General features: G+C 38.4%; 17 protein-coding genes. 2 read left to right on the plus strand and 15 right to left on the minus strand.

The window, feature by feature from the left end:
• Nucleotides 1-83: 83 nt before the first annotated feature.
• From E6H07_00915 to recG, 4 genes are all read right to left on the minus strand, one after another.
• Nucleotides 84-569 (minus strand): hypothetical protein, encoded by a 486-nt coding sequence (locus tag E6H07_00915; protein TMI64509.1) that lies wholly within the window; start codon nucleotides 567-569, stop codon nucleotides 84-86.
• A 223-nt stretch (nucleotides 570-792) separates the two neighbouring features.
• The gene (locus E6H07_00920) at nucleotides 793-1,836 is read right to left on the minus strand and encodes a type IX secretion system membrane protein PorP/SprF (protein ID TMI64510.1); all 1,044 of its coding nucleotides are present in this window, start codon (nucleotides 1,834-1,836) and stop codon (nucleotides 793-795) included.
• Between the two features lie 5 nt (nucleotides 1,837-1,841).
• Entirely contained in the window at nucleotides 1,842-5,504 is a 3,663-nt protein-coding gene (locus E6H07_00925) for a PKD domain-containing protein (GenBank protein ID TMI64511.1), read from the minus strand.
• A 109-nt stretch (nucleotides 5,505-5,613) separates the two neighbouring features.
• Nucleotides 5,614-7,707 carry an ATP-dependent DNA helicase RecG gene (gene recG / locus E6H07_00930; protein TMI64512.1) on the minus strand — a complete coding sequence of 698 codons (2,094 nt, stop codon included), beginning with the start codon at nucleotides 7,705-7,707 and terminating at the stop codon, nucleotides 5,614-5,616.
• Nucleotides 7,708-7,898: 191 nt separating this feature from the next.
• On the opposite strand from recG, the gene E6H07_00935 reads away from it, so the two are divergent.
• On the plus strand, nucleotides 7,899-9,017 hold the full coding sequence (locus E6H07_00935; GenBank protein TMI64513.1) for an undecaprenyl/decaprenyl-phosphate alpha-N-acetylglucosaminyl 1-phosphate transferase: 1,119 nt from the start codon (nucleotides 7,899-7,901) through the stop codon (nucleotides 9,015-9,017).
• An 8-nt stretch (nucleotides 9,018-9,025) separates the two neighbouring features.
• On the opposite strand, the gene E6H07_00940 is transcribed toward E6H07_00935, so the two are convergent.
• The 11 genes from E6H07_00940 to E6H07_00990 all read right to left on the minus strand — a co-directional run bounded on the left by E6H07_00940 (nucleotide 9,026) and on the right by E6H07_00990 (nucleotide 25,322).
• On the minus strand, nucleotides 9,026-10,444 hold the full coding sequence (locus E6H07_00940; protein TMI64514.1) for an arylsulfatase: 1,419 nt from the start codon (nucleotides 10,442-10,444) through the stop codon (nucleotides 9,026-9,028).
• On the minus strand, nucleotides 10,441-13,398 hold the full coding sequence (locus E6H07_00945; GenBank protein ID TMI64515.1) for a glycoside hydrolase family 2 protein: 2,958 nt from the start codon (nucleotides 13,396-13,398) through the stop codon (nucleotides 10,441-10,443). Before E6H07_00945 ends, E6H07_00940 begins: the two co-directional genes overlap by 4 nt.
• A gap of 7 nt (nucleotides 13,399-13,405) precedes the next feature.
• Nucleotides 13,406-14,533: a glycoside hydrolase family 88 protein gene (locus E6H07_00950; protein TMI64516.1), complete on the minus strand. Its 1,128-nt coding sequence runs from the start codon at nucleotides 14,531-14,533 to the stop codon at nucleotides 13,406-13,408.
• 68 nt (nucleotides 14,534-14,601) lie between these two features.
• The gene (locus E6H07_00955; protein ID TMI64517.1) at nucleotides 14,602-16,737 is read right to left on the minus strand and encodes a hypothetical protein; all 2,136 of its coding nucleotides are present in this window, start codon (nucleotides 16,735-16,737) and stop codon (nucleotides 14,602-14,604) included.
• A 4-nt stretch (nucleotides 16,738-16,741) separates the two neighbouring features.
• Nucleotides 16,742-17,527, minus strand: coding sequence for a rhamnogalacturonan acetylesterase (locus E6H07_00960; protein TMI64518.1), 786 nt, complete (start codon nucleotides 17,525-17,527; stop codon nucleotides 16,742-16,744).
• 3 nt (nucleotides 17,528-17,530) lie between these two features.
• A complete protein-coding gene (locus E6H07_00965; GenBank protein TMI64519.1) occupies nucleotides 17,531-18,352 on the minus strand; it encodes a rhamnogalacturonan acetylesterase in 822 nt (273 codons plus the stop codon).
• A 1-nt stretch (nucleotide 18,353) separates the two neighbouring features.
• Nucleotides 18,354-20,234 carry a rhamnogalacturonan lyase gene (locus tag E6H07_00970; protein TMI64520.1) on the minus strand — a complete coding sequence of 627 codons (1,881 nt, stop codon included), beginning with the start codon at nucleotides 20,232-20,234 and terminating at the stop codon, nucleotides 18,354-18,356.
• Between the two features lie 11 nt (nucleotides 20,235-20,245).
• The gene (locus E6H07_00975) at nucleotides 20,246-21,676 is read right to left on the minus strand and encodes a glycoside hydrolase family 28 protein (GenBank protein TMI64521.1); all 1,431 of its coding nucleotides are present in this window, start codon (nucleotides 21,674-21,676) and stop codon (nucleotides 20,246-20,248) included.
• A 94-nt stretch (nucleotides 21,677-21,770) separates the two neighbouring features.
• Nucleotides 21,771-22,703 carry a glycosyl hydrolase gene (locus E6H07_00980; protein TMI64522.1) on the minus strand — a complete coding sequence of 311 codons (933 nt, stop codon included), beginning with the start codon at nucleotides 22,701-22,703 and terminating at the stop codon, nucleotides 21,771-21,773.
• Between the two features lie 3 nt (nucleotides 22,704-22,706).
• Complete coding sequence (locus E6H07_00985; protein TMI66430.1) at nucleotides 22,707-23,690, minus strand: 3-dehydro-L-gulonate 2-dehydrogenase; 984 nt, start codon at nucleotides 23,688-23,690, stop codon at nucleotides 22,707-22,709.
• Between the two features lie 102 nt (nucleotides 23,691-23,792).
• Nucleotides 23,793-25,322, minus strand: coding sequence for a DUF1080 domain-containing protein (locus E6H07_00990; GenBank protein TMI64523.1), 1,530 nt, complete (start codon nucleotides 25,320-25,322; stop codon nucleotides 23,793-23,795).
• Nucleotides 25,323-25,487: 165 nt separating this feature from the next.
• Between E6H07_00990 and E6H07_00995 the strand changes: the two genes are divergently transcribed.
• Nucleotides 25,488-26,354 carry a helix-turn-helix domain-containing protein gene (locus tag E6H07_00995; GenBank protein TMI64524.1) on the plus strand — a complete coding sequence of 289 codons (867 nt, stop codon included), beginning with the start codon at nucleotides 25,488-25,490 and terminating at the stop codon, nucleotides 26,352-26,354.
• Nucleotides 26,355-26,392: the final 38 nt, after the last annotated feature.

The raw sequence follows: 26,392 nt of genomic DNA on the forward strand, positions 1-26,392 counted from the left end.
TCAGAACATTATAAAGCTTGAAGTTACGACTGGCAGCTGATAAAATAATTCCGGGAAAAATTATTAAACAACTATTTTAAATTTTATTCAGCGAATTCTTTTTTCTCAGATGAAGTAAGCTGTAATTCAGATGTAGCCCTTGCTCGTGTAGGGGCCTTCATAAGTACAGCGCCAAAACACATCGCCACTATTACAAAAATGTAAATATTGCCAGTAAAGACAAAACATAATAAGGCTATAAAAATCGGGAAAGTGCAGATAACAAGAAATACAGCTATAGCAGAACGGTAGCGGTTTAGTTTATCCGGCAAATGACGACCTTCTGCAATTGATTCGCGGATACGACTGTTATAAACCCTGAATCCGAATATAAGCAGGCCGGCAGTTAAGGTTACATTCAGCAATAAAATGAAATTGATGACATCCCTGTCATCCGTTAAGGGGCCAAAAACCTGGTTCACAATTACAGCGGAAATAATAGCTACAACAATTACAATAACAAAGCCTACCCAGGTGGAACGACCGGACTTATAAATGGATTGTGTGAATTCTGACGGAAAAATGCTCATTTTATATCAAAAAATTTTACTTCGGTTCAAATACATTCTTTAACTCTCTTGCTCTATTTCATTGACTTATAAACGGGCACAATGTCTTAAAAATTTCTTTGAATGAGGGCAATCCGGCAATTCAGGGTGATTGTTCTCGCTGGTTTTTTTATCAACAGGATCAATTCCCTAGGTTTTTTTACCATTCCGGGATTACAGAAAATACCAATAGCCTTTGTTTTATTTAATTCTGCCTGAGAGACGGACACTTGAAATCCCGTTTGTTACCCGTAAACTGATCGAACATTCCCTGCTTGATCAAAGAGAACTCGAATGCTCCTCTTGCATTGTTATAATTACTCATAGTGGAGATGGTAGCGTCGTATGTAAAAGTAAATGTAAGATCCTTATAGCCTAAGCCAATCAATGGAATGATCGCATCCTTGCTTCTGAAATATAATCCTGCCAGTAATTGTTTTTCGCCATCACCACTCAGGTTGTAATGTGCATTGGCGCCGATATTCAGTTGCCAGCTTTTAGCCTGCATTGTGAAATAGGCATTCGGGCTGATCAGCCACTGATCATTCAATTTAAATACGCCATTCAGAAAAGCGATATGTCTTCTCGCCAGCCTGTTACTGTCTGCAAGATTATTAAAGAATGACTCCCGTGGCCTGTTTACATGATGCACAGAATAGCCTGCATTCACATATGCATTATCACTAGGAAATAGTGCATAATTCATTCCTACCTGCATATCAAAGTAGCTGATATTATTGGCGGATAAGATGGCTGCAGTGGGTAATTTGCTATCAAAAAAATGTCCATCAAACTGATCAGGAAATTTAAGATTGCCTACGCTGATCTGTTTATTTACCCAACCTGTATTAAAACCCAAACTCAATAAACTGGAATAACCTAATGGCTGATGATAAGCTACCGAGCCATAAATTTTTGTAGAAGTAAGATTGCCACTTCCTGCAACATCTCTTAAAATAACAGCACCTAATCCTAACCATCCTTTTTCACTTTCCTCGTCCCCGGGTTTCATTACCTGGAAATCTCCAAATGCACTCATCGTTTTATAAGGTAATGTCATAATTGAAGACCACTGGTTTCTGAAATTAACACCTAACCGGTAGTCGCCTTCAGGAATAAAGCCTGTATTAGCAGGATTAGTTGTTAATGGTGAATTGAAGAATTGCGAAAAATGCAGATCCTGTGCTTTGACAGAAACAGCAAAACAAAAATTCCAGATTCCAAACAATATGATAATTCTGCTCTTCATTCGTATTATCTGATTAACGTTATATCACCCTTTTTAGTTGTTTTAGTACCGTCAAAAAACTCTACTTCAAGTGTATAGGCGTAAACATCCATAGGTTGAACCGCACCCCTATACTTTCCATCCCAACCCTGTAAACGGTTAGCGGTTTCAAAAACTTTCTGTCCCCACCTGTTCCAGATTATAAAACGCATTTTACTGATACCAAAACCTCTTACATATACAATACTGTTTTCGTTACCTGTTTGAGGGGTAAATGCATTGGGAACATCTACCAGCGGAGTGATCAGGGTTGTTACCTGCTGGCAGGTATCATCAAAACAGCCAGCTGCATTATAAGCCCTGAGACATGCATTAAAGGTGCCTGTTGAATTGTATTGATGAACCACCGGCAATCTTGTTGTAGTAAGCAACGTATCGCCATCACCAAAGTCCCAACGGAATCTTACCGCATCGGATGATGATAAATTGGTAAATGTATGAGATGTATTTTCAATCGGCACAACGGGATTATAGCTGAAACTTGCCAGCGGATTATTAAATACATTAATAGTAAACCTCGCCGTATCTGTTACATTACATGTATTCGGATCAGTTGCAATCAGTACCACATCATAGCTACCTGCCGTATTATATGTATGTGTTGGATTAATTGCTGTTGAAGTACCTCCATCACCAAAAAACCACTGGAAGGTAAGTCCTCCAACAGAAGTATTATTAAAGGTTGCTGTATACGGTACACAACCTGTAGGTGGTGTTATAAACTGCGCATCGACTATTGCAGATACTCTTAATTGTATGGTATCCGCATCAGGCGAATTACAATAGCTTGTATCAATCAGATGAAGAATTACATTATAAGTACCGGGTGCAGGATAATTATGGAATACGCTGCCTGCGCCGGTTGTATCTTTTGGTGAACCATCACCGAAATCCCATACAAATGAACGGGGACCAAATGGTTTTGAAGGTGGTGCAACGGATAAATTATCAAACCGGTATTTAAACGAATCGCAGGGATTCAGTTTTACTGGTTGAAAATTTAATGTAGCCCGCAAATCACCAACACGGATATGTATATACGAAGTGTCACGAATATTACAGGTGCTGGAATCAATAGCGATCAACATTACCTGGAAAGTGCCAATCGTATTATAGGTATGGGATTGAGTATAACCTGTTACAGCCGGCAACGGCCCTACTGTTGGCGATCCATCGCCGAAATTCCATTGATACCAAACAGCATTACGTACTGAATCAGTAAAATCAACTCTTAATGGCACACAACCCGCAGTATCTCTTGGCACTCCGTTTATGGACGATTGCACCTGTGCATCTACACCAGCAAGGTTCATGGCAATTTTTACCATTGTAAGATTACAGCCGCCACCACTTGTAGCACTGGTGTTATTTGTGGTACTCCATGCCCCTGGAGTGGTTGGGTATGGAATTGGTGGTTGTCCTAGTCTGCAATTACCACAAATAGCCTGGTAGATAACACCATTCTGATCGAAACGACTTGTACCACCATCCACATGGTCGCTACCCGAATTTGCCTGGAGACTATTGTTTTCTCCCCAGAAGCTTCCGAATAACTGGGACGTGGCATCTTTCTTTAAAACAAAGAAATAAAAATCTCTACCATCAGTTGTGCTTTTTATAGCATCGGGTGTTATTGGCAAACCTGAAGTTCCTGCGCTGTTGAAATTATTAACATCAAAAAAATGTCCTCCCCAACCAGACACATAAACATTCTCACATCTGTCAACAAGAAATGCTATCGGTGAAATATTAGGAGTAGCCGATCCAGAGCCAAAAACTGTGGAATACACATATGCGGAAAGATCAGGTTGCAATTTTGCGATGAATTGCTTACCACCCGCATTACTGAAAGTTGCATTTAGAATCGGCCATGAGCCGGTAGTTTGCCCCATTACATAAGGAAATCCAAACCGGTCGAACTGTACACCATAAACCTGGTCAATACCGGCTGTACCTAAATAAGTGGATCGTATAGGCGTAGAGCCATCATTTGAAACAACTGTTAAGAATCCATCGATCGGGGTGCTCGCGGGTCCATGATTAGAAGGGCCAACTGTACCAGCACTGCTTCCCGGAAGATTATTACTGGTAGTTCCACCGCCAATAAAAATAGTCCCATTTGGAGCTATGGATAAAACATAGCCTGCATCATCTCCTGAACCACCAAGAAAACTGGCGAATAGAAGTGATGAAACATTCGCATTAAACTTTAGTACAACCCCATCTTGTAAACCTCCTCCGAAACTGGGTTGAAATGAACCTGCCGAAGCGGGAAAATTGGAAGACTGGGTGCTTGATGCAACATAAATATTACCTCCCCCATCAATTATTACTTCGCTTCTTCCATCATCACCATAGTTTCTCATTAATAAATTAGTACCGCCCTGTCTTGTCGTAGTAATGTTTACTCCATCATTCTCGGTGCCGCCTATTTTTTTTGAGCCAATCAATCCACTACCAGTTGCATTCAGTTTTGTAACGATAATATCATACTTGCCGGTAGTCCCAATTACTCCGCCTGCTCCACCCGTCACAGGGAAGTTGGATGAACTTGTTCTGCCTGCTACAATCAGATTGCCGGCTCCGTCTACAACCAAACTATGCGGTTGTTCATTGGCTGTACCGCCAAGATAAGTTGCATACATTCTTGTTCTTCCATCGGGTGCTAATTTTATTAAAGCAATATCTGTTGCTCCTGAACCATCATTATTATCACCACCCTGGAAAACCGTTTGAAAAGCTCCGGGTGATGTTGGAAAACTTCCCGTCTGACTTTCAAATGCTATGCCGCCACCGTAAAAACTTCCATCTGGTCCATAGGTAGCTGTAAAACCCCAGTTATCCGCAGAGCTTCCGCTAAAAGAGCAGAATACAAGTGTAGGGTCGATTATAACTGTTGTATTCGGATCATAATTTTTCAATTCAAATTTTACCACATTATCTTTTACAACATACTTACACCCGACTTCTGTTTTTATTCCGCTTTTAAATTGGTAAGTGTAAGGCGATGATTCTTTCATTTCACCCAATGAAGTAGAAGTAAAAAGTTCTTTATTTTTTACCTCGAGCTTATTTATACCTGTGTAACGCAAAGCGATCTTACTGATATTGGCACCGGGTTTGGCTATAATATCGTATTTCAATGTGCCATTATCAGTGTAATATCTTACATCTACATTCGGATACACTTCTTGTAATGTAATAGCCTGGAATATGCGACAATCACTGGCCCATTTAGAAGGATCGTCACCAATAAAATAATTATTATTTGAGCTTACTTGTTTATCCGCTGCTATACGCATTTGCGGACTAGCCCCGATAAAGTCAACATTCCATGAATGCGAGTTAACTGTAACAGAGCCATCTTTTGATTGACCAGTCTCAGGTCGAATGCCATGTACTTTTTCTGCTAAGGCCTGTATATCGTTTGGGTTATGCTGTAAAACTGTAAAGCCTCCATCGCGGAGAAAGAAGGCGCCGCTATTCAGCATGCCGCGGTATTTAACTTTGCTGTCCCATTGTCCTTTGTTCTCTACAAATTCTATTATACCCTGGCTTTTTGCCTGAAGTATTAAGATGAAAAAACAAACTATGCTAAGTGTAAGGTGTCGGTTCAAGGGTTTATAGATTTCCTTTTATAAATTAACGAAATTTAATTGTTTTTCGTTTGATTTCTTTTGTTAAGATAAATAAGTCTGCGGGGTTTTACCCTGAGCTGACAAATAAATCTGCTGGGTTCTATGAAATTTTGCTCCAAATCCTTCCCCCATGCATTTGTTGAAGGAAGTTCTTTAGTCGCAAATTTTCGGCCGAAATAAGATCCGGGTCTTTCTCAATCAAGTCATAAGCAGTGTTACGGGCAATATCAAGCAGAGGTCTGTCTCTGACTATGTTTGCCAGCTTAAAGTTTAACATGCCACTCTGCCTTGTTCCATCAATATCACCGGGTCCACGCAACTCAAGATCCTTTTCTGCAATCTCAAAACCATTATTAGTTGATGTCATTATCCTGATGCGTTCACGGGCATCATTACCTATGCTGGTGGAAGAAATAAGTATGCAATAACTTTTTTCTGCTCCCCGCCCTACTCTGCCCCTCAACTGATGAAGTTGCGAAAGTCCGAAGCGTTCTGTGCTTTCAATCACCATCACCGATGCATTCGGCACATCCACCCCTACCTCAATCACCGTGGTTGATACCATAATCTGAGTGTCTCCGGTGACAAATCGTTGCATATTAGTTTCTTTTTGCTCCGCAGTTTGCCGGCCATGCACCATACTTATCCAGTATTTTGGTTCAGGGAAATAAGCTTTCACATTCTCATATCCCTTCATCAGGTCTTCATAATCCATTTTAGAACTTTCTTCTATCAACGGAAAAATGATATAGACCTGGCGGCCTTTTGCTATTTCTGTTTTTAAGAAATCCATCACTTTACTGCGCTGTGTATCGTAGCGATGAACAGTGGTGATAGACTGCCTACCCGGAGGAAGTTCATTGATCACACTATAATCCAGGTCGCCATAAGCAGTCATTGCTAATGTGCGGGGAATAGGCGTAGCCGTCATCACTAATACATGCGGTGGAGTTTCGGCTTTTTCCCAAAGCTTGGCCCGCTGTGCTACACCAAAGCGGTGCTGCTCATCTACGATCACTAAACCAAGATTTTTAAATTGTACCACCTCTTCAATCACTGCATGGGTGCCTAGTAAAATTTGTATTGAACCATCATTTAAACCAGCAGCAATCCTTCTCCTTTCTGCTGCTTTTGCTGAGCCAGTGAGGATCTCTACTTTAACCGGCATATCCTTTAGCATTTTTTTTATGCTGTTGAAATGTTGCTGAACTAATATTTCCGTTGGGGCCATCATGCAGGATTGATAACCGTTATCTGACGCAAGCAACATTGTAAGCAAAGCGACAATTGTTTTTCCACTTCCTACATCGCCTTGCAGCAAACGATTCATCTGGTGGCCTGTTGCTGTATCTGTTCTTATTTCTTTCAACACTCTTTTCTGTGCATTCGTCAATTCAAATGGTAAATAGTCTTTATAAAAGTTATTAAAAAGCTCTCCTACTTTTTCAAACAATACACCTTTAGAATGGCGATGTCGGTTGCTGCGGATCTGAATCATCTTTAGCTGTGCAACAAAAAGTTCTTCAAACTTTATTCTTGAAGATGCCAGTTCAAAGTCGGCCGGGTTTTTGGGAAAATGAATTTTGGAAAAAGAATCAAACCTTGATGCAAGTTTCAATTGCTTGAGAATGGGATCAGGAAGATTTTCAGGAATATCTTTTTCGCTAACCATATTCATTAAAGCCTGTGTGAGTTTTGCGATCTGCCTTCCGCCCAAAGCTTTTGCTTTTAGTTTTTCAGTAGTTGGGTAAACAGGTTCAAGATATCCTTTACCATCTTTTTTTTCTTCAGTGAGTATTTCTATTTCAGGATGTACTATTTGTGGCCTTCCCTGGAAAAAACTGAGTTTGCCATAAACGAGATAGGGTCTTCCGATCTCAATTGTTTTTTGTACCCAACTTACACTTTGAAACCATGCAAGTTCCAATTCGCCTGAGCCATCTTTTAAAATTGCGACAGCTCTTTTATTGAATTTTTGTCCTATCACTTCAAAGCTGATGATCTTTCCAGCCACCTGAACGTATTCGGTTTCGGCATTTATATCGCTTATCCTGTTGAGCTGCGTTTTATCTACATGGCGAAAAGGGAAATGATTGAGCAGGTCACCAAAAGTGAAGATACCCAACTCTTTTTTCAACAGATCAGCCCGTTGAGGGCCAACACCTTTCAGGTACTCAATTGGATTTGATAATATATTTTGGGATGCGGCTATTGTTTAAACGATTTATGGCAAAAATAACTGAAAGTTCATGCCATAAATCTGCAGTTATAACCTCGAGATAGTATTAAATTTTATCTACAGGCTTACACAATAAATAGCCTGTTGCATTTTCCGGATATTCACCCTACTTTTATCCTAACCAGGTATCTAAAGCCAATAACTAAATGAAATTCCACATCCACCTTTTGCAGACCAATCTGCAACTCGGCGACTTTAAATTCGCCTTGCTTTGTTTAGTAACAGCATTTATAGTTACACTGCTTGCAATTCCCCCACTGATTTATTTCATTAAAAGATATAAACTGTTTGATCAACCCGGTGCCCGCAAAGAGCACACGATACCTATACCCACGATGGGAGGCCTGGCAATTTTTGCAGGTATGTGTGCTGCGCTATTAATCTGGTTTCCGTTTACAAATAACTTAACGCAGGTATGTTTTTTCTTTTCAATATTAGTTTTAACGGGTTTGGGAATAATGGATGATCTAAAAGATCTGTCAGCCCGTTATAAATTCATAATTCAGATCGGGCTGGCTACCTTGATTGCATTATCAGGGATAAGAATAACTTCTTTTGAAGGACTATTCGGGGTATATGAGTTATCTCTTTCTGCACAATACACAATGACCATACTTGCAATTGTTGGCATCACTAATGCTATTAATCTTATTGACGGCATTGATGGCCTTGCAGGTGGTTTGAGTTTTATGACACTCATTACGCTTGGCCTTTTTCTTACGATAGCTAAAGACGCCAATACTGCCTTAATTGCATTTGCCATTTCAGGCGGTGTACTTGCATTCTTATATTTTAATTTAAACCCTGCCCGGATATTTATGGGTGATACCGGCTCATTGGTTTTGGGATTTATAATCTCTGTGCTTTGTATCCGGTTTATGCAAATAAACCCAGGCAACTCAAGTTCAGTTATCAGCTTTGCTCCTGTTTTTACACTTGGGCTTGTAATGATACCTGTTTTTGATACAATGCGTGTATTTGGTATGAGAATATGGAAGGGTAAATCTCCTTTTGTTGCTGATAGAACTCATATTCATCATTTATTAACCAATGCAGGAATTAGTCATGCCATGTCAACACGTATCATTTGTTTTGTACATGCAATTATACTTATTGATGTGTATGTGATGCGGAATCTCAGACAGGAATGGACGCTGGCTTTCCTATTTGCATTGATGATACTGGTGACTTATATTTTTGCCAATATATCATTGATCATTAAATGGTTTTCTCCATCGTCTGACTCAGTACATTCAAAAAATTAATTCTTCAACTACTGTTTTATTTCCGCAGGCAAAAGCGGCCAATCTATATTTGAATGATGAGCTTTCTTCATGAAGCTTTCTATCTGCCTGACTATAGCTGCGTTTTGTAAGGCAATATTATTCATTTCCTGCGGGTCTTTTTCAAGATCATATAATTCGATCTCTGAATCAGCTTTTTTATTTACAGCAAGCCTCACTCCCTTCCACTTTCCCCAATGCACAGCCTGTCTTCCATTATTCTCATGAAATTCCCAGTAAAAATAGTCGTGTTGTTTCTGTTTTCCTGTTTGCAGCAAAGAAGGTACTAATGAAATACCGTCAATTTTATTTTTATACTTCACACCAGCCAGCTGTAAAAAACTTGGATACATATCCCAAAGAGCAGCAGCATTATTATTTACAGCGGGTTTTATTTTACCTGACCAGTAAGCAATAAACGGAACACGGATGCCGCCTTCATATAAATCTCTTTTTATTCCTTTATAAATTCCATTGCTGTTGAAAAATTCCGGATCGCCTCCATTTTCTTTATGCGGGCCATTGTCACTTGTAAAGATGATTAGTGTATTATCTGCAATACCTTTTTCTTTTACCAGTTTTACAATTTCACCAACATATTTATCAAGCCTGCTTACCATAGCAGCAAAACCCGCATGAGGATATGGTTCGGGATTCATATTGTGATCCAAAGGCTTTAATGCTTTGCCTGTTAAAGGAGGATCGTTAAATTTTTGTTTGTAATAATTATAAAGACTGTCATGCGGCACAATCACATCACCATGTGGTAATGTGTAAGGGAGATAAAGAAAAAACGGTTTGCCGGAGCTTTGTTTTATATAATTCATTGCTTCATGATGAATCATATCTGCCGAATAAACAGAATCATATTTTAAATTGATGGACAAATCAATCCTCTCATGATTATTCCATAAATGATCAGGATAATAGTCATGTGCCAGTGTCTGGCAATTGTAGCCATAAAATTTATCAAAGCCTTTTTTGTTTGGATCGCCGCTGGTAGTTATATATCCCAGTCCCCATTTACCAAATGCAGCAGTGGCATAGCCATTTTGCTGAAGCATATTTGCAAATGTGATTACGGAATCGGGGAGAGGAGTTTGTCCTTCGGGTTCATAAGAAATATTTCCTCTGACAGCAGTATGTCCTGTATGCAAACCGGTAAGGAAACTGGATCTTGAAGGAGCACATACTGTAGAACCGGCATAGAATTGCGTAAACCTCATTCCATTTTTTGCCAGCTTATCAATATTGGGTGTTTCAATTTTCTGCTGGCCGTAACAACCAACTTCTCCATAACCCAGGTCATCAGCGAAAATGAAAATGATATTTGGCTTTGTGGTTTTTTTCTGCGCATTAAGGGAAAATGAAAAAAATGCCAGAAGCACTATTGAGAGAACCAGTTTCATTGTTTGGGTTTTACAGCTTCATAAATTTCCACCTCAATAATACTTAAAGTTCCTTTTGCATTTACATCATCCCGGGCTACACCATCATCCAATTTTTTCCCGGAGACTTCCATTTCATTATTTGCCTTGTCCTGGGAAATACCTGACAATTGTATTTTCACCTTCTTACCAGTTTGTGGTTTGCATATGATAGTATAATAACCAAGACTGGTTTGTGTATTTCCATTAAAAGCCTCTTTGCCATCAACAGTAATTGTTAAAGGATATATTCTTGAGCGGAAATTATTAAGCTTGATAGTTACCTCGCTTACTGTTCTCACATCATCCAACTCATATTCTATCCATGCTGTTGAAAGCTTTCCATCATTTACCCATTCAGTTCTTTCATTATCATCGTAGCTGGCAAAACTGCTGTCAGCACGGGCTCCGGCGGCTGCCTTTACGATCATAACGGGAATTCTTGTCATGGAATAAGACGGGGTCGAAGGTGTTGGTCCTCTATCCAATCTTGATGGAAGACCTGCAGAAGGCAATATTGTTGCTAATCCATTCTGCGTTGCAAATGGTTTTGTGACCAGCGTAATCTTTGCATCTTTTAATCCGTCTGCTGATGCTTTAACTGTTATGGTTCCCGGAGTTGTTGTTGATCTTATCATGAACCTGTTAACGCCATTCTCTACCGGGAAACTCTTTTCAAGAATATAATTGCCAGGTCCCATTGCCATTCCACCCCTCCACTCTGCTGGTCCTTCTAATGTATAGTTTATCATGTTCAATGCAATTGGACAGCGGTTACCTTTTGCATCCACCACCTCTACTTCTACCAAAGCAATATCATGCCCATCAGCAATAAAGGCTGTAGGTCTTTTTATGGGTGTTAAGCGCAAAGCAACAGGCCGGCCAACGGTATTTATTTGATGGCTTGTAACCTGTTTGTTATTTGTATCATACCCAATTGCACTTATAGTACCCGGTTTCCATTCAACATTTTTAAAAGTGAAAAGAAAGCCATCACTTTTTTCTCCAAAGCCCAATGATTGTCCATTCAATTTTAATTCAACCTTATCAGAAGTAGAAATAACATAAATACTTTTTTTGACACCGGGCTCATAGTTCCAATGACCTACAATGTGCATACGCTGCTTTTCAGGATTTACCCATCCATCCCACATTACCTGGTCGGAATAAAAATTTTGCTTTTTGATTCTTAATCCATCTACCTCTCCGCTTCTCCGGTAATTCTCTTCACCACGATGATGAGAATTTGCTTCGGCCCAGCCTATGTTCACCCCACCTGCACTTACTCTTTTTCCTGTTCCCGGCCTTTCATTCCAAAACTCGAACCAGCGCTTTACATTTTCCACTGCATGACTTTCCATGTTGCGGTTGTAAGATGATGCATCTTGTCCGTTGTACAAAGGGCCAACACCATCTTTATGATAGGGCGGTGTATAATCATCCCAGTATTTTCTTGAACCTTCATCTCTTGAGTATTCCATTGCCCATAAAGGAATCGATGCACTTTTATTTGTATACAACATCTCACCGCCATATTCTGCCACTTTACTGTCGAGCATTTCACGGCTACCGATTGCTCTGCCACCATATGGATCATATTTATATTTAAGGTCGTGCATGTCTTTCATGTTCGATTCTCTTATTCCCTTATTGCCACTTTCATAAAAGATCACACTTGGATTATTCCTGTTGTAGATGATCGCATCTCTCATCACTGATCTTCTTTGATCCCATCTTGTGCCTGTAACATCTCCCTCTGCATCTCCTGCTGGCATTGCCTGCATCAAACCTAGCCTGTCGCAGCTTTCAATATCCTGTTTCCATGGGGTGGTATGCATCCAGCGAACGAGATTTCCATTACCCTCTACCATTAATCCATTGCCGTAATCACTCATCCATGCAGGAACAGAAACACCAATGGCAGGCCATTCATTATTGGTTCTTTGAGCATAGCCATGCACCATGATAACACGATCATTCAAATAGATCATGCCATTTTTGAATTCAGTTTTCCTGAAACCTGTTCTTGTTGTAACTGCATCACCAGGAATATTATTTATAAGTAAAGTTGTCTGCACTTCATATAAATAACCGTAGCCCCAGCTCCAGAAATTCAATCCTGACACAGGTGAAAATGCTTTTACTATTTTTGTTTCTCCCGCTGCAATATTTATTTTATCGCCAGTGAAAGATTTTACGAGCTTACCATTCACATCAATTATAGAAACACGATAAGTTACCTGCTGCGTCGCAGAACTTTCATTTTTCACTTCGCTTTCTGCATGTATAGTTGCAGACCTTGCTTTAATGTTGAACTGATCTGCATAAATATAAACTCCTGTTGTTTGCAGGTTTGAATACAATGGAAGCGTTTGATAAATTTTAGGAGTAACATGCAGGTAAACATTTTTATTGATGCCTCCATAATTTGCATTAAAATTTTTATCCTCCCATTGGAATTTTGTGTTGGTTGCTTTCTCCCTGTAATCCCAGTTATTATCAATTTGTGCAGCAATAACATTTTCTTCATTACCAAATTTTGCAAGATCGGTTATGTCAAAGCCAAAAGCCATAACACCGTTCTCATGCATGCCTATTGACTTTCCATTGAGATAAAATTCTCCTGCTTGTCGTATGCCTTCAAATTCCAAAAATATTTTCTGGCCTTTTGCTGATGCAGGAATTTTAAAATGTTTGCGATACCAGGCAATACTGTCTGAAAGATCTTTAATATCTTTTTTAAATGCTTCATCTTCGTTCCAAGCATAAGGAAGCGTTACATTCTTCCAACGGGAATCATCAAAGTCATTTTTATAAGCATCAGCATTATTGCCAACAAATACTTTCCAGCCGGGATTGAAATTATATTTCTGTCGTTGTGCAGGTAATGTGATAGTTGTAAAAAATGCTACTATTAAGAATACAAATTGTTTCATTAAGATATTATTTCAACTTATAAATCTCAGTGCCTGCAAACAGAAAACAACCTAAGCCATAATCTTCAAAGTCGGGTGTGTGTTCATAATTTACAGGTTGACCATCTTTTGGTTGTATACCTGTTCCTTGCACATACCCTAATTTACCATCAGGATGAACAACTTCCTTACTCATCGCATTCCATGCTTTTGTAATTGCAGGCAAATAAGTCTTCTTATCAAATATTCCATTATTGATTCCCCATGCAAAACCATAAATAAATAAAGATGTGCCTGAAACTTCCTTACCACCGAAATTATTCGGATCATTCAAGCTTACATTCCAGTAACCATCTTCACGTTGCAACGGAAGTAATGCAACACACATATCTTTAAAATCCTGCAGGTATTCATTGTAATGCGGGTCAGTTTTTGGCAAAGCCCCTAATGTCTTTGCCAAAGCAGCTACTACCCAACCATTGCCGCGGCTCCAGTAGCAATCATCGCCATTCGGTTCTTTGTATGGCGGATCAAAATCTTTATCTCTCCACCACAAATGTTCTTTTGGATTATATAATCCATTATCGCCATGTTTGTTTTTTGTAAAAGCATACATCGCATACATCCGGTCGAAATATTTTGAATCGCTGTAAAGATTACCCAACTTCACAAATACTGGCATTGCCATTTGAAGTGCATCGATCCAGTTCCAGTCATCAATCTTACTTGTAAGCATCATAGAGTCAATAGACAATTTAATGTCTTTTACTCTTTCAGGATGTTGTTTATTATCCAGCAGGTACATATCAATATAAGTTTGCCCGCAACAATGGTTATCAGCATTCCTGGTTCTTACACCACCACGTAAACCCCATTTATGCTTTTCACCCCATTGTAAAGCATAATCATAATATGATTTTTGTTTATCTATTTTATACAAAGCCATCAAACCCTCATAATATACAGCCCTCGTCCAGATATTACTCGGTCTTTCTATATTAGTAAAGATCGGTTTGCCAGCATCCGGCCATTTATCCATGAAGTATTGATTGGTAAGCCTGAGTGTTTTTAAAATCTTTTTCTTAGCAGGAAGTTTTTGTGCTGTTGAAGCAACGGCTAGAAATATTAACAACACAAAAGAAAAAATTCTTTTCATATGAAGCAATTAAATATTATTCAATGTTAAATTAATTCAGACCTTTATCTATCACGCAGCATCCTGTGCTAAAACATTTTTTTCAAACCTTCCCATCTCACTTTCCAGTCTTTAGGAAACCCAATATTAATTTCTTTATCTGCATCAACACCTGTACACATTAATGCAACTGCATTTAAAATGCCACCATTACCCGGCAGATAAATCGTGAGCCTGTCATCCTGGTAATTATGTCCGTTGATTAAATAAGTATTCGTCTTTATCGGCATAAGTAGCGCATCAATGGCTTTTTCAGGCAAATGCAATCTTGCTGCTGTCATTGCAACCAAAGGAAAATCCCAGCCCCATGTATCATTCCATTTCCAGACTTTCCAAACAGTATCCAATGTATTTTTCATGATCGTTGTATCAAGCCCATGAACAGCAGGTAAACTACTATATGCACCTAACACTGCAGGATGATCGGTGAGATATTTTGAATCAGGTTGATAACAATCGGGTGTGCTTTCAGTTGCCAAATAAACTCCATTTGCCTGTGGTAATGGAGCAAGATTATTTATTATCTCATCCCATTTTTTATCTCTTGATAAACCTAATCTTTTTTTCCACTGTTGTGCCACATTCAAAGCCCAACTCCAGTATGCAAGTTCATACGTTGGATTAAAAGTTGTAACTGCATCAAAACATTCCTGTGCAGGAATTAATCCTTTACCAAGATTATATTTTTTTGTTTGTGGATTGTAAGAAGGGAATGAAGCCATGAAATCAGCAGTTGCAAATAAAAGGTCTTTATATTTATTTAATACCTGCGTTGTTGGTTTGCTGCGATAGAGCATTTCTGCCATATAAATAAAATGTGGTTGCTGCCAGATCAAAAATGCCCCGACCGATGACGGCGATTCATTGCCATCGTTGTCGGTCATCTTTTGCCATCGTAATCCATCGAGGCCTTGTCGTTTGGCTATTGCAAAAGCTTTATCAGCAACTTTAAAATACCAGTCCAAACTTTTTTCCATCAACTCTACTCTTCCCCATTGTGCATAATGTACAGCATGCCACCAATGCATTTCTAAATGAGGTTTGCCATACCAGCTATTATATGTCAATCCTGTTTCCTGCGGCGGATAAGGCGATGAACATTGGATCTTTGTCAAGTATTGTGATAAAACAGTTCTTCTTTCTATTTCAAATGCCCGTTTATCTTTTACCTGTGAAAAATCAACTGCCCCACCACTAAGCCAGAATTTATTCCAACTAACAGTACTGCTTGATTGTGTTTTCGAGAAATCAGTAAGCATAGTTACGGGTTCTCTTTGACTGAAATGACAAGTAAACTCAAATGATTTTTTTTTGTTGGAGGGTTGAAGTAAGAAATAATGATCGCTATTTTTTTTAATAGTACCCGAAGTCCAGTTCAATGATGTGTAATAAACATTGGTATCCAGCGTTCGTTTGATAATTGCTTGCCCGATATGTTGGGATACAATAGAAGAAGTATGTTTTTCATCATTTTGCCAATTATTCCCAACATCTTTCCACTGTCCGGTGGGATAAGGAAAACGAATTCGTATTTGAATACTATTCACTTGCAACAAAGAAGATTCTACTCTAAAAGAAACAGCATCCCATTGTTGATGGCAGATCGTTGTGACTTTTATTTGTTCACCTTCAACAGTGAATGAGCTTGTGATAGTTCCCGTCCACATATCAAGCTTTTGCTTTATGTCTTTTATATCATCTGCAGTTGCCAGTGAACCATCTTTCTTTTTTATTTCCAATCCGATATTACCTAATTGCAGGCGATGCTGATTGACCCGGAAGTATTCAACTGCTTTTTTACTTTCCTCTGGCTCTTTCAACTGAACTGTATAAGAAATATTTCTTCCTTCCAGTTCATATGTTTTTTGTGCTTCTTCTATCTTAAGATTTTCAGTATTGGGAAAACTATGCCAGCCCCAGACTGATTGTGTCCCCAATGGAACTCCTTTTGCATACGCCTCCGGGAAACTTTGCATACCGGTAGCATCAACAGTGAAAGCAAAATTTCCATTTCCGACAGAGAGCGATGAAAGCGAATCTATTTTTGTTATAATAATATTATGCCGTTGCACTACAGATTTTCGATCGATCTTTTGAGAGAATAAGATGGCAGGAGTTGCAATAACAAAAATTGAGCAAGCTATTTTCTGAAAAATATTCCGCATCAGTTTAATTCATGTATTTTTTGATCTTTCCGGGATTGATCCTTTTTAATTCATTGGCTACAGTTTCAGCATTTAATTTTGCCCCATCATTATTTGTATGCGTATTATCAACCTGGAAGAACGCTTTAACTGCCGTTTGACCCATTGCATCATATTTATCAGCAACCAATCCATTCAACTCAATATAAAAAGCACCTTCCTGTTCAGCGACCTGCTTGGCCCATAATGCCCATGAATCATTTGAACGGCCGACCTTATTGTCTTTCCAGTTATTTCTTGGAACAAGCGAACATATTATAGGAATCGCTCCTTTTGCTTTTGTTTCTCTTACATATTTCCGCATATACCAGCCATAAGTATGAACCACTTCTTTTATTTTCCGAATAGGGTTCCATATCTCTGTGCTGTCTTCACCAATTCCCTTAATGACTCCTCTTGCCCTTGCTGTATCATCCAACGGACTTGCATCGTTATGTCCAAACTGCATTATTACATAATCACCTTTCTTTAATGTTTCCAGAATTTTATTCCATCTTCCTTCTGTAATAAATGTGCGGCTGCTGCGGCCACCAATAGCATGGTTACGGACACTTATTTTTGTTGTATCAAAAAAAGGAGGGATAACAGTTCCCCAACCCATCTGGTTGTTCTTGCCTGTACCATCACCGTTCTTTACCGTGCTATCACCAATAATATAAAATACCGGTTTTTCTTTTTTTAATAACATAAAAGAAGAAAGAGCTACTACCGCTATCATTAAAATTGCAATAATCTTTTTCTGTGAACTCATAATCTAATTTTTTTCTTTTAAACCTGCCTGTCCGGCAGGCAGGTAATTATTCAATTGGAGATTCTTCAACATTCTCACTCCTTCTGCAACTGATGCCGCATTTATCCTTGCTCCATCAACATTCGTATGAGTATGATCACCCTGAAACAGTTTGCTTACTTCATCCGGGCTCAGTTTATCATATTTATCTGCTGTTATTGCATTGAGGTCAATAAAAAATGCTCCTTCGCTTTCAGCTACTTCTTTTGCCCATTTTCCAAAATCATTATTTGCCCTTCTAACGATCTTCCCACTCGTCGTATCGCCTTTTATTTTATCATCCCATTGATTGCGGGGAATCATTGAGCAAATAATAGCGGTTGCACCTTTTGCTTTTGCATCATTTACAAATTTCTTTAAATACCAGCCATAAGTATGTACTGTTTCTAATGTACTGTCTTTCCAAAGTAAGTCAATTGTTTCATCACCCGTTCCTCTTAATACACCACGATAGCCTCCTCTTGATGTATCGGGCTTACTTCCTTCATTATGTCCGAATTGCATGATCACAAAATCACCAGCTTTTAAAGTTGATAAAACTTTTTCCCATCTTTTTTCTTTGACAAATGTTCTTGTACTTCTGCCGGCCATGGCCTGGTTGCTGATGCTTATCTGTGTAGTATCTAAAAACTCATTTAGCATTTCGCCCCAGCCGCATTGAGGACGATTGGTATTACGTACAGTTGAGTCACCGATGATATATAAGGTTGGTTTATCTTTTTTAAAAATGAAAAAAGATGTTGCGATTATAAAAACTGAACCCAGAAGTAAAAAATTTTTATTCAATTTATTTCTTATTTACAATTACAATATTTGGTTTCGGCGGCATCTTCATTCCATCGCCTAAATAATAACTTGTATGTGGCGGTTGATTGTACGCCACATTCTGCCAGGCAATACTTAAGCGATACTGCGGATTATGCATCAGCGTATATAATTTAATATCTGTTGGAATTGATGTACTATAAATGCGCAACTCCTTGCTGTCAGTTGTACGGCAAATAATTTCTTCACGCCAATCGCCAAACAGATCAGCACTGAGACATGGATTAGCTTTTGTTCCGTTATTACTTGCACAACCATCATCACGGCCATCAAATAATTTTACAGATGCACTATTGATATAATCCCATTTGCTGATGTTTACACCATTGAGTACTTCGCTGAGTGCATCACCATCCCAAAAGATTCCCATATTACAAGGCGGCGTTTTTTCAGCGATCTTATTTCCTTTGATATCAAACATTCCGGTAATGCCTGCACCAGCAACCCAACATTCAGCGCCGGGATAACGTGGATCCAGATCCAACGCACATGCACGGCCTGGGCCCTCGCCATCTTCACCTGCTTTTATTGATGGTTTTTTCCAAATGATCTCACCGGTTTTTGCATCATTTAAATGAGCACCAGCATCGTCAAAGCGTTCCTGTATATCGAAAACTTCAAGACCGGGACGTGATGGATCAAGATCACTTACATGCAATGCATCACCATGACCAAGAGTTGTTGAATACAGGCCTTTGCCATTATCATCGATCGTCATGGCACCGAAAACAATTTCATCTTTTCCATCATCATCCACATCAGCCACTGATAAATTATGATTACCCTGTCCACGATACTTTCGGTTTTCACCGCTTGGCTCATCACTATCAAATGTCCATATCTTCTCCAGCTTTTTATTTTTAAAATTATAAGCACTCAGTACTGAACGGGTATAATAACCACGGGTCATTATAAGTGAAGGGTTTTTTCCATCCAGATAAGCAACACATGCAAGAAACCGATCCATACGATTTCCATAACCATCACCCCACATCGTTTTTAGTTCGTCTGTTGTTGGATTTAATTTTCCATAACGAGGCGGGGTAAAATCAATGGTAGATAAAGCAACACCAGTTAGTCCATCAAACATTGTCAGGTATTCCGGCCCTGATAAAATATAACCATCGCTATTGCGAAAATCTTTTGTGCTGTCACCAATTACATTTCCTTTTGCATCAATCGATCCATCCGCAGTCTTCATTGCGATCTCAGCTTTTCCATCGCCATCAAAATCATACACCATGAATTGTGTATAGTGAGCACCTTCGCGGATATTTTTTCCAAGATTGATCTCCCATAAAAATGTTCCATCCATTTTATAGCATTGAAAAATGGGTGGATCTGTAATTCCTTTCTGAGAGTTATCCTTTGCCCTTCCCGTTAAATGAATGACAACTTCGTAAACGCCATCACCATCCATATCCCCCACACTTGCGTCATTGGCAGAATATCCGGTCGGAGTTCTCAATGGAATAGATAAATAGGGTTTCGCATTTGCAGTCAAAGTGAATGAGCTCCCCGTTTTTTCTTCTTTGTTGTTAATGATCGCTTTTACTGTATAAGTATTTACCAGGTTAGTATCAGCTGATTCATCAGTGAAATTTGTAGCAGTTATAATCGGTTTTTTATTTAACTGGACCGTTTTCTTATTTGTTGTTCTATATAAATTAAAAGCAAGACCATTATCTTCAGTCCCCAGCAAACGCCAGCTTACAAATATTTTTCCTTTACCGTCCTTGACAGCATGCACACCCCTTGTCAGATACTCCATTTTGTATTGAGCATGAAGATTGGAAGCAGCAACTAAGCAAAAGAAAATACTAATTGATAATTTATATTTCATCAGTAAAAAGATTATTGTTTTAGACGTTCATCTTCAGCAATCCCTCCGACTTTCTTTTTTTCTTCCGGTTTTTGTGTAACCGATATTTCAAAATTTTTATACTTCCAGTTTTTTGCAAATACCATTTCACCCAGGATGGCAGCAGAAACAAAGGAATTTGTAAAGTTGAAATTCTCTATTTGTGATTGCGGAAGGCCATTTACTTCAAATGCTTTATAGGCGTTGGTGATCTTTACATTACTGATATAAAAATCTTTTGTGTAAGGAATTCCTTTTTCAGCAGGTGTTACCCTTTGCAGTAATGCTCTCCAATGCTGGGGAACTGAATCGATATGATAGCCCTTAGGTAATTCGCTATAGCTGTAGGCAGGATACCAGTTGAGATTAAACTGGTAAGCATTACGAATCGAATCAAGTACAGAGTTCACAAAATAAACATCTTCAACTGTGCCACCTCTTGTAGTTGCAGATTTAATACGCAGTCCGTTATCGGTATGCTTTGCAAATAGATCAGTGCAATAAATATGACGAATGCTGCCACTCGTTTCACTACCTAACGTGACGAGTCCTGCACCACGACGTGCAATACATTTACGGATCACAACATATTCAGTCGGCTTGTTTACACGCAGTCCATCCCAGTCTCTTCCTGCTTTCAAACAAAAATTGTCATCATTACAATCAATATCACAGTTCTCAATCAAAGTCCATGTGGAAGAGTCAACATCAATACCATCTGTACTCGGGCCGCTGCCATCTTCATTGTTTTTAATAATAACACCATCAACAGTGAGTCTTGTTGAATAAAGTAATTGAACTGTCCAGAATCCTGCATTTTTAAAAGTCAATCCTTTTAATGTAATATCAGATGAGTTCTGCACCAAGAAAGTTCTAACCCTTTTTGCATCATAGTCCACGATCCAGCGAAGGCCTTTTGTATCATAGTCCTTCCGCATTGCCCAATATTTATCCCAACAGAATTTTCCTCTTGCATTTACAATACCGGCGCCGGTTACTGCTGCATTCTTTACATTAATTACATTAATAAGAGCTGCCGGCCATGATGTTTCAATACCTGCAATACGAGTTTGCATGTCGGGGTAATCAGCAAAATTTTGTGAGCCCAGTATCAAAACACCTTTATCGATTTTCAGGTGAACATTGTTCTTTAAAAAAATGGAACCGCTTACATAAGTACCCGGTTTAAAACTTACAATACCGCCACCTTTAGCCGCACATTCATCAATTGCTTTTTGAATAGCTTTAGTATTTACAGTCACAGTATCGCTGATAGCACCGTAATCATTTGCATAAAATAATTTCTGAGATGAGGGGAATGATTTAGCACCAACATTTTTAACCCATGAAGGGATGGATACTTGAGAAAAGCCGGTACCAGATACCAGCAAAAGGATGGCAAAGCAGATCTTTTTCAAAGGCAATTTTTTCGTATTAAATCAGGACGTTAAAGTAGGGTATAAAGGTTGCGGCGGCGTCCTGCTGCATCCTGAAATAAAGGCTGAATTTTATGAGCGGTTATAAGGAGGAAAACATACTGTCAAACTCTGGCTTACTGATTTTGAAAATACTACCATGACGAATGCCGGGTGGCAGTGAAATTTTATCTGAAATGTCCGACCAAGTAGCCAGGTCAGTAGATTCTACAGCGCCATACTTATGATCCCTGTATTTATCAAAATAAACGATCCATTTTCCGTTGACTTTTAAAGTAGTTGGCCCCTCTGCCCAATAATTACCGGTAATAGGTGCAGATGCATTGCCATAGTCACCGTTCATTTTTTTACTTGTTGCAATCTTAATATTTTTTTGCGGTGGTGTTCGGGACTCATCTTTCAGAAACATGACAAACCTTTTTCCATCAGGAACAATCGTTGCATCAATTACATTAAAGCCTTTATCGTAAAGTAGTTTTGTTGGGGTAAAATTTTTAAAGTCTTTTGTCAGCACATAATACATACGGTGATTATAGCCATTCTCAACTGTACGGTCGGCAGGATATTTACCGGCTATAGTAGTAGCCCAATAGATCATATACTGCTTTTTCTTTTTATCATAAGTTATCTCAGGTGCCCAGCAATTTCTTGCACTGTCTTCATGCATCATTACCGGAATAAATTTTTGTTCACTCCAGTTTATTAAGTCCTTACTGTTTGCATAACCAATTCCTCTTTGATTCCAGCTTACTGTCCAAACCATATGAAATAAGCCATCTGCGCCAAGGATAATACAGGGATCTCGCATCAGTGAATCTTTACTGAGTATCGGTTGTAAAAAAGACTGATCATTTTTCAAAGCTGTCCATTTCAAGCCATCATTACTATAAGCGAGATGTAAACCATCTTTCCCGTTATTTTTAAAATATGAGAATAGAAACACCGAGTCAGTTTGTTGTGCATTTAAAACAAAAGAAAATGATGAAACAATTACAGTAAGAATTATTTTTCGCATCAGTTATTTATTTAATGTTAGAATTTCATCCCATACCTTTTTAATTACCGGTATCCCATTTTCACTATTTCGTTTACGATTGCTTAAAACTCTTTCACCCGGATAAGAAATGGTTGCCTGTTCGTTTTCAGGGACAGAGTTTTTATAATCGTTAATAATACTTTCTATTAATACAGGAATGGAGGAATAGTTGGACAGTTTTTTAATATTTATTGCGATAAAAACTTGTGACAATCCATGCTCGATACTTTGGCTGCTTATCTCTTGTGTAGATAATCCACCTGATAAAACTGCCGCCAATAAATCCAATAACAAAGAAAGCCCTGCTCCTTTCCAGTAACCAATGGGTAACGGCCTTCTTGATTCAAGAATTGCTGCGGGATCGTCAGTTAGATTTCCATCTTTATCATAGCCACCATGCACTTTCAGGTTCTCATTTTTTAATACAGATAATTCCATACTCCCGAATGAATATTGCGACATTGCCATATCCAATACAATGGCAGTATCGTTATATGGCATTGCAATTACTAGCGGGTTATTTCCAAGCCTGGCATCTTTTGCTCCATGTGCCGGCATATTTGCAATTGTATTGGTAAACCCAATAAATATATAACCTGCCATTGCTGCTTGCCATCCATAAGCACCACCACGCATCCAATGATTGGTATTACTTAATGCAATACAGCCAATGCCAAATTCATCTGCCAGTTTTATGGATCGGTTTGTTGCAGCAATCGCATTTAAAATTCCGGGACCAAGATTTCCATCCCATTGTTCCATTCCATTATTCTTGGATTTTAATGAAGGCTCAGCATCTTGTTTTACATAACCATTTTTAGAATATTCAATAAACCGCGGAAACCGGTTTATGCCATGAGTATAAATTCCATCAAGACTATTTTGTGTAAACGCTTCAGCCAGTTGTTCTGCTTTTTCCTTTTCAAATCCCTGTTTTATCAACACAGATTGAAATACCGCTTTCATTTCGCCGGCTGTGATATATATGGTTAGATCTTCCTTTGTCAACTTGTTATTCTGTTTGCAAAATAATCTTTCTGGTAACAATTCCAATCCCTGAATGATGATTTATAGCTCCCGGATTTTGACATTCCGGTAATAAATCTCAGCATATTCAGATTGTAATAATACTCTTCCTTCTTTGATACTTGCCTCCTCACCAACATTTACTACTACATCGTTTACAATATGCACACATTTGCCATTATAAGAAATAACCTCTACGGTATTCCATTCACCGGTTGGTTTTTCGGCATCTTTCTGTTTAACCATCCTTGTATGGTTGGCAGGTATATTTTGTATGCCATTTACCTTAATCGTACTTAAACTCAATAACCAGAAATCGCCGGTATCGCCTTCCTGTACCTGGCATTCGATTGACTGTGGCCAGATAGAATCGGGTTCATTCATAGGGATATTATAACAAATACCGGCATCACGTTTTTCATTTTCACGGGGTGGCCATTTTTCTTTGCCCCATTTAAAATCAACTTTAAAATGATAGTTCCTGTACCCTTTTTTGGTGATCAAGTATCCAAGATCTTTTCCTATTACATGCAATGAACCATCTTCAATTCTAAAATTGTTACCAGGATCTTTGTTTGTTCCTATATTTCTGAGAAATGTATCCCAACCATCAAAATTTTTTTCGTTGAATAATGTTATAAACGGATCCTTAGTGACAGGCGTAATATTTTTTACTAAAAAAACATAATCATTATAATCACCATTTTTTGCTTCTTCAAAACAAACTAGATAACTGTTTTTCAAAATTTTGCCAGTCACATCTTTTACAGGATAGATCCTTGTTGCATGCACTGCATTTGCAGGATGCAATAACATATTCCATACATCTTCAGAATAACCAGTATGATCAGGCCCTGTTGCATAAAACCCAAACACGGAATTACCGGGATCAAAAGAAGACTTGCTACCTGATTTAATGGAAGGAAATAATGTCTGATGTTCAGGATATTTATTTTTTGCTGACAGTATACCTGCTTGTTGTTTAAGAATAGTTTCATCATTACGGGTATAAAAACCAAATGGAACTTCAAAATCGGGAGAATATCTTGCAACAGGAATCATTTCAACTTTTCCCTTTCCGGCTTTTTGAAAAACTGAATGTGACAATTCTTCTCCCTGTAATGGCGGAAGACAATTATTACTTAAACCAGTCCATCCAATGTTTATACTGTACCCTAATGCATCAATAATTTTTGATAAAGGCGGTTCGTTCTCTCCTTCAAGTCCTTTCATACTAAGCCCGGTAAGGTTGATTTCGGCAATTAGTTTACCTGTTGCACTTTTTGCCTGCAGTTTTGATTTTGCTATTCCGGTAAAATCATCAGATGGTTTAAATAGAACGATACAGTTTCTATTGATCCCTGATAAAATTTTAAAAAAAGCAGTGTCCCCATTAAGCAGGTCAACATATTTTGTTGTTGCAGGAAGTATTACAGAATCAGGTTTGCTTTCAGTACCCCTGATAGCGGAAAATATAAAATCCTTTTTTATAGTTGCGGTCTGAGCATAAAGACCTGTGTGAGCAAAAAAGACAATTGCCAGCCCTGAGATGATTTTTGGTATAACATTCATGATTGATAAAATGAGTGAGATTAAAATTAAAACATGGATCCCGGGTTTATTTACAGAATGTTCATGAGTTTTGGCAATAAATTAGCAGGTAAATAAAAATTCACAGATTTACATGCAAAAAAAATTGCTATTTTTCCATTTGTATAAAAATGATACTGCTGTTATATGAAACCAGTTCCTGCATTTATTTCACCTGAAAGTATTTTTTTTATCCGGGAGGTTAAACAAGCCCATTTTCCCAGCGAATTGCATTTTCATGAAGAATGCCAGCTTGCCTACATTATTAAAGGAGCCGGTAAAAGAATAATTGGCGACTCAGTAGAACATTTTGATGAACAGGAACTTGTTTTTATTGGTTCCAATATTCCGCATGTATGGTATAATACAGATATAAATTTCCCTAAAAGCAAAAAATTGCATTCGGTTTCATTATCGTTATTTATTTCTCCTGAGAAATTTATAAAACACATGAACGATTTTGGCAATGTGGAAAGAATAAAACAGTTATTCCGCAGAGCACAAAGAGGAATGTTTATTACCGGTAAAACCAAAACAAGGTTAATTAGTTTATTAAAGAAAGCTACAGAAGAAAAAAACAGTATCCAGCATACGATAATTTTGCTTGAGGTAATTTACATACTATCAACTACGGAAGAATACCGGTTTTTAGCCAGCAGCAGTTATGTAAATTATTTTCAACATGACGAAAATGAAAGAATGAATACTGTCTACAGTTTTCTGATGAAAAGTTTTAACCGGGATATATTACTTGCTGAAGTAGCGGATCTTGCTGCAATGAACCCAAATGCCTTTTGCCGTTTCTTTAAATCCAGGACTCAAAAAACACTTACCCGGTTTATCAACGAGATCCGGGTTGGCCATGCCTGTAAATTGCTTATCCATGAAGACAAGAGCATTGAACATATCGCTTATGAATGCGGCTACAACAATGTTTCTAACTTTAATCATTTTTTTAAGCTGATTAAAAAAACAAGCCCCCGTAATTACAGAAAAGAACTTGAAATAAAATAAAGAAGCCTGGCGTGAAGAAGATCAACCAGGCTTCAGGT

Source organism: Bacteroidota bacterium (genome assembly GCA_005882315.1).
Taxonomy (GTDB): domain Bacteria; phylum Bacteroidota; class Bacteroidia; order Chitinophagales; family Chitinophagaceae; genus VBAR01.

Bases quoted from the DNA above. Each gene is read 5' to 3' on its own strand.
- E6H07_00915 (TMI64509.1), bottom strand. From the start codon at position 569: ATGAGCATTTTTCCGTCAGAATTCACACAATCCATTTATAAGTCCGGT.
- E6H07_00920 (TMI64510.1), bottom strand. From the start codon at position 1,836: ATGAAGAGCAGAATTATCATATTGTTTGGAATCTGGAATTTTTGTTTT.
- E6H07_00935 (TMI64513.1), top strand. From the start codon at position 7,899: ATGAAATTCCACATCCACCTTTTGCAGACCAATCTGCAACTCGGCGAC.
- E6H07_00940 (TMI64514.1), bottom strand. From the start codon at position 10,444: ATGAAACTGGTTCTCTCAATAGTGCTTCTGGCATTTTTTTCATTTTCC.
- E6H07_00945 (TMI64515.1), bottom strand. From the start codon at position 13,398: ATGAAACAATTTGTATTCTTAATAGTAGCATTTTTTACAACTATCACA.
- E6H07_00950 (TMI64516.1), bottom strand. From the start codon at position 14,533: ATGAAAAGAATTTTTTCTTTTGTGTTGTTAATATTTCTAGCCGTTGCT.
- E6H07_00955 (TMI64517.1), bottom strand. From the start codon at position 16,737: ATGCGGAATATTTTTCAGAAAATAGCTTGCTCAATTTTTGTTATTGCA.
- E6H07_00960 (TMI64518.1), bottom strand. From the start codon at position 17,527: ATGAGTTCACAGAAAAAGATTATTGCAATTTTAATGATAGCGGTAGTA.
- E6H07_00970 (TMI64520.1), bottom strand. From the start codon at position 20,234: ATGAAATATAAATTATCAATTAGTATTTTCTTTTGCTTAGTTGCTGCT.
- E6H07_00980 (TMI64522.1), bottom strand. From the start codon at position 22,703: ATGCGAAAAATAATTCTTACTGTAATTGTTTCATCATTTTCTTTTGTT.
- E6H07_00985 (TMI66430.1), bottom strand. From the start codon at position 23,690: ATGAAAGCGGTATTTCAATCTGTGTTGATAAAACAGGGATTTGAAAAG.
- E6H07_00990 (TMI64523.1), bottom strand. From the start codon at position 25,322: ATGAATGTTATACCAAAAATCATCTCAGGGCTGGCAATTGTCTTTTTT.
- E6H07_00995 (TMI64524.1), top strand. From the start codon at position 25,488: ATGAAACCAGTTCCTGCATTTATTTCACCTGAAAGTATTTTTTTTATC.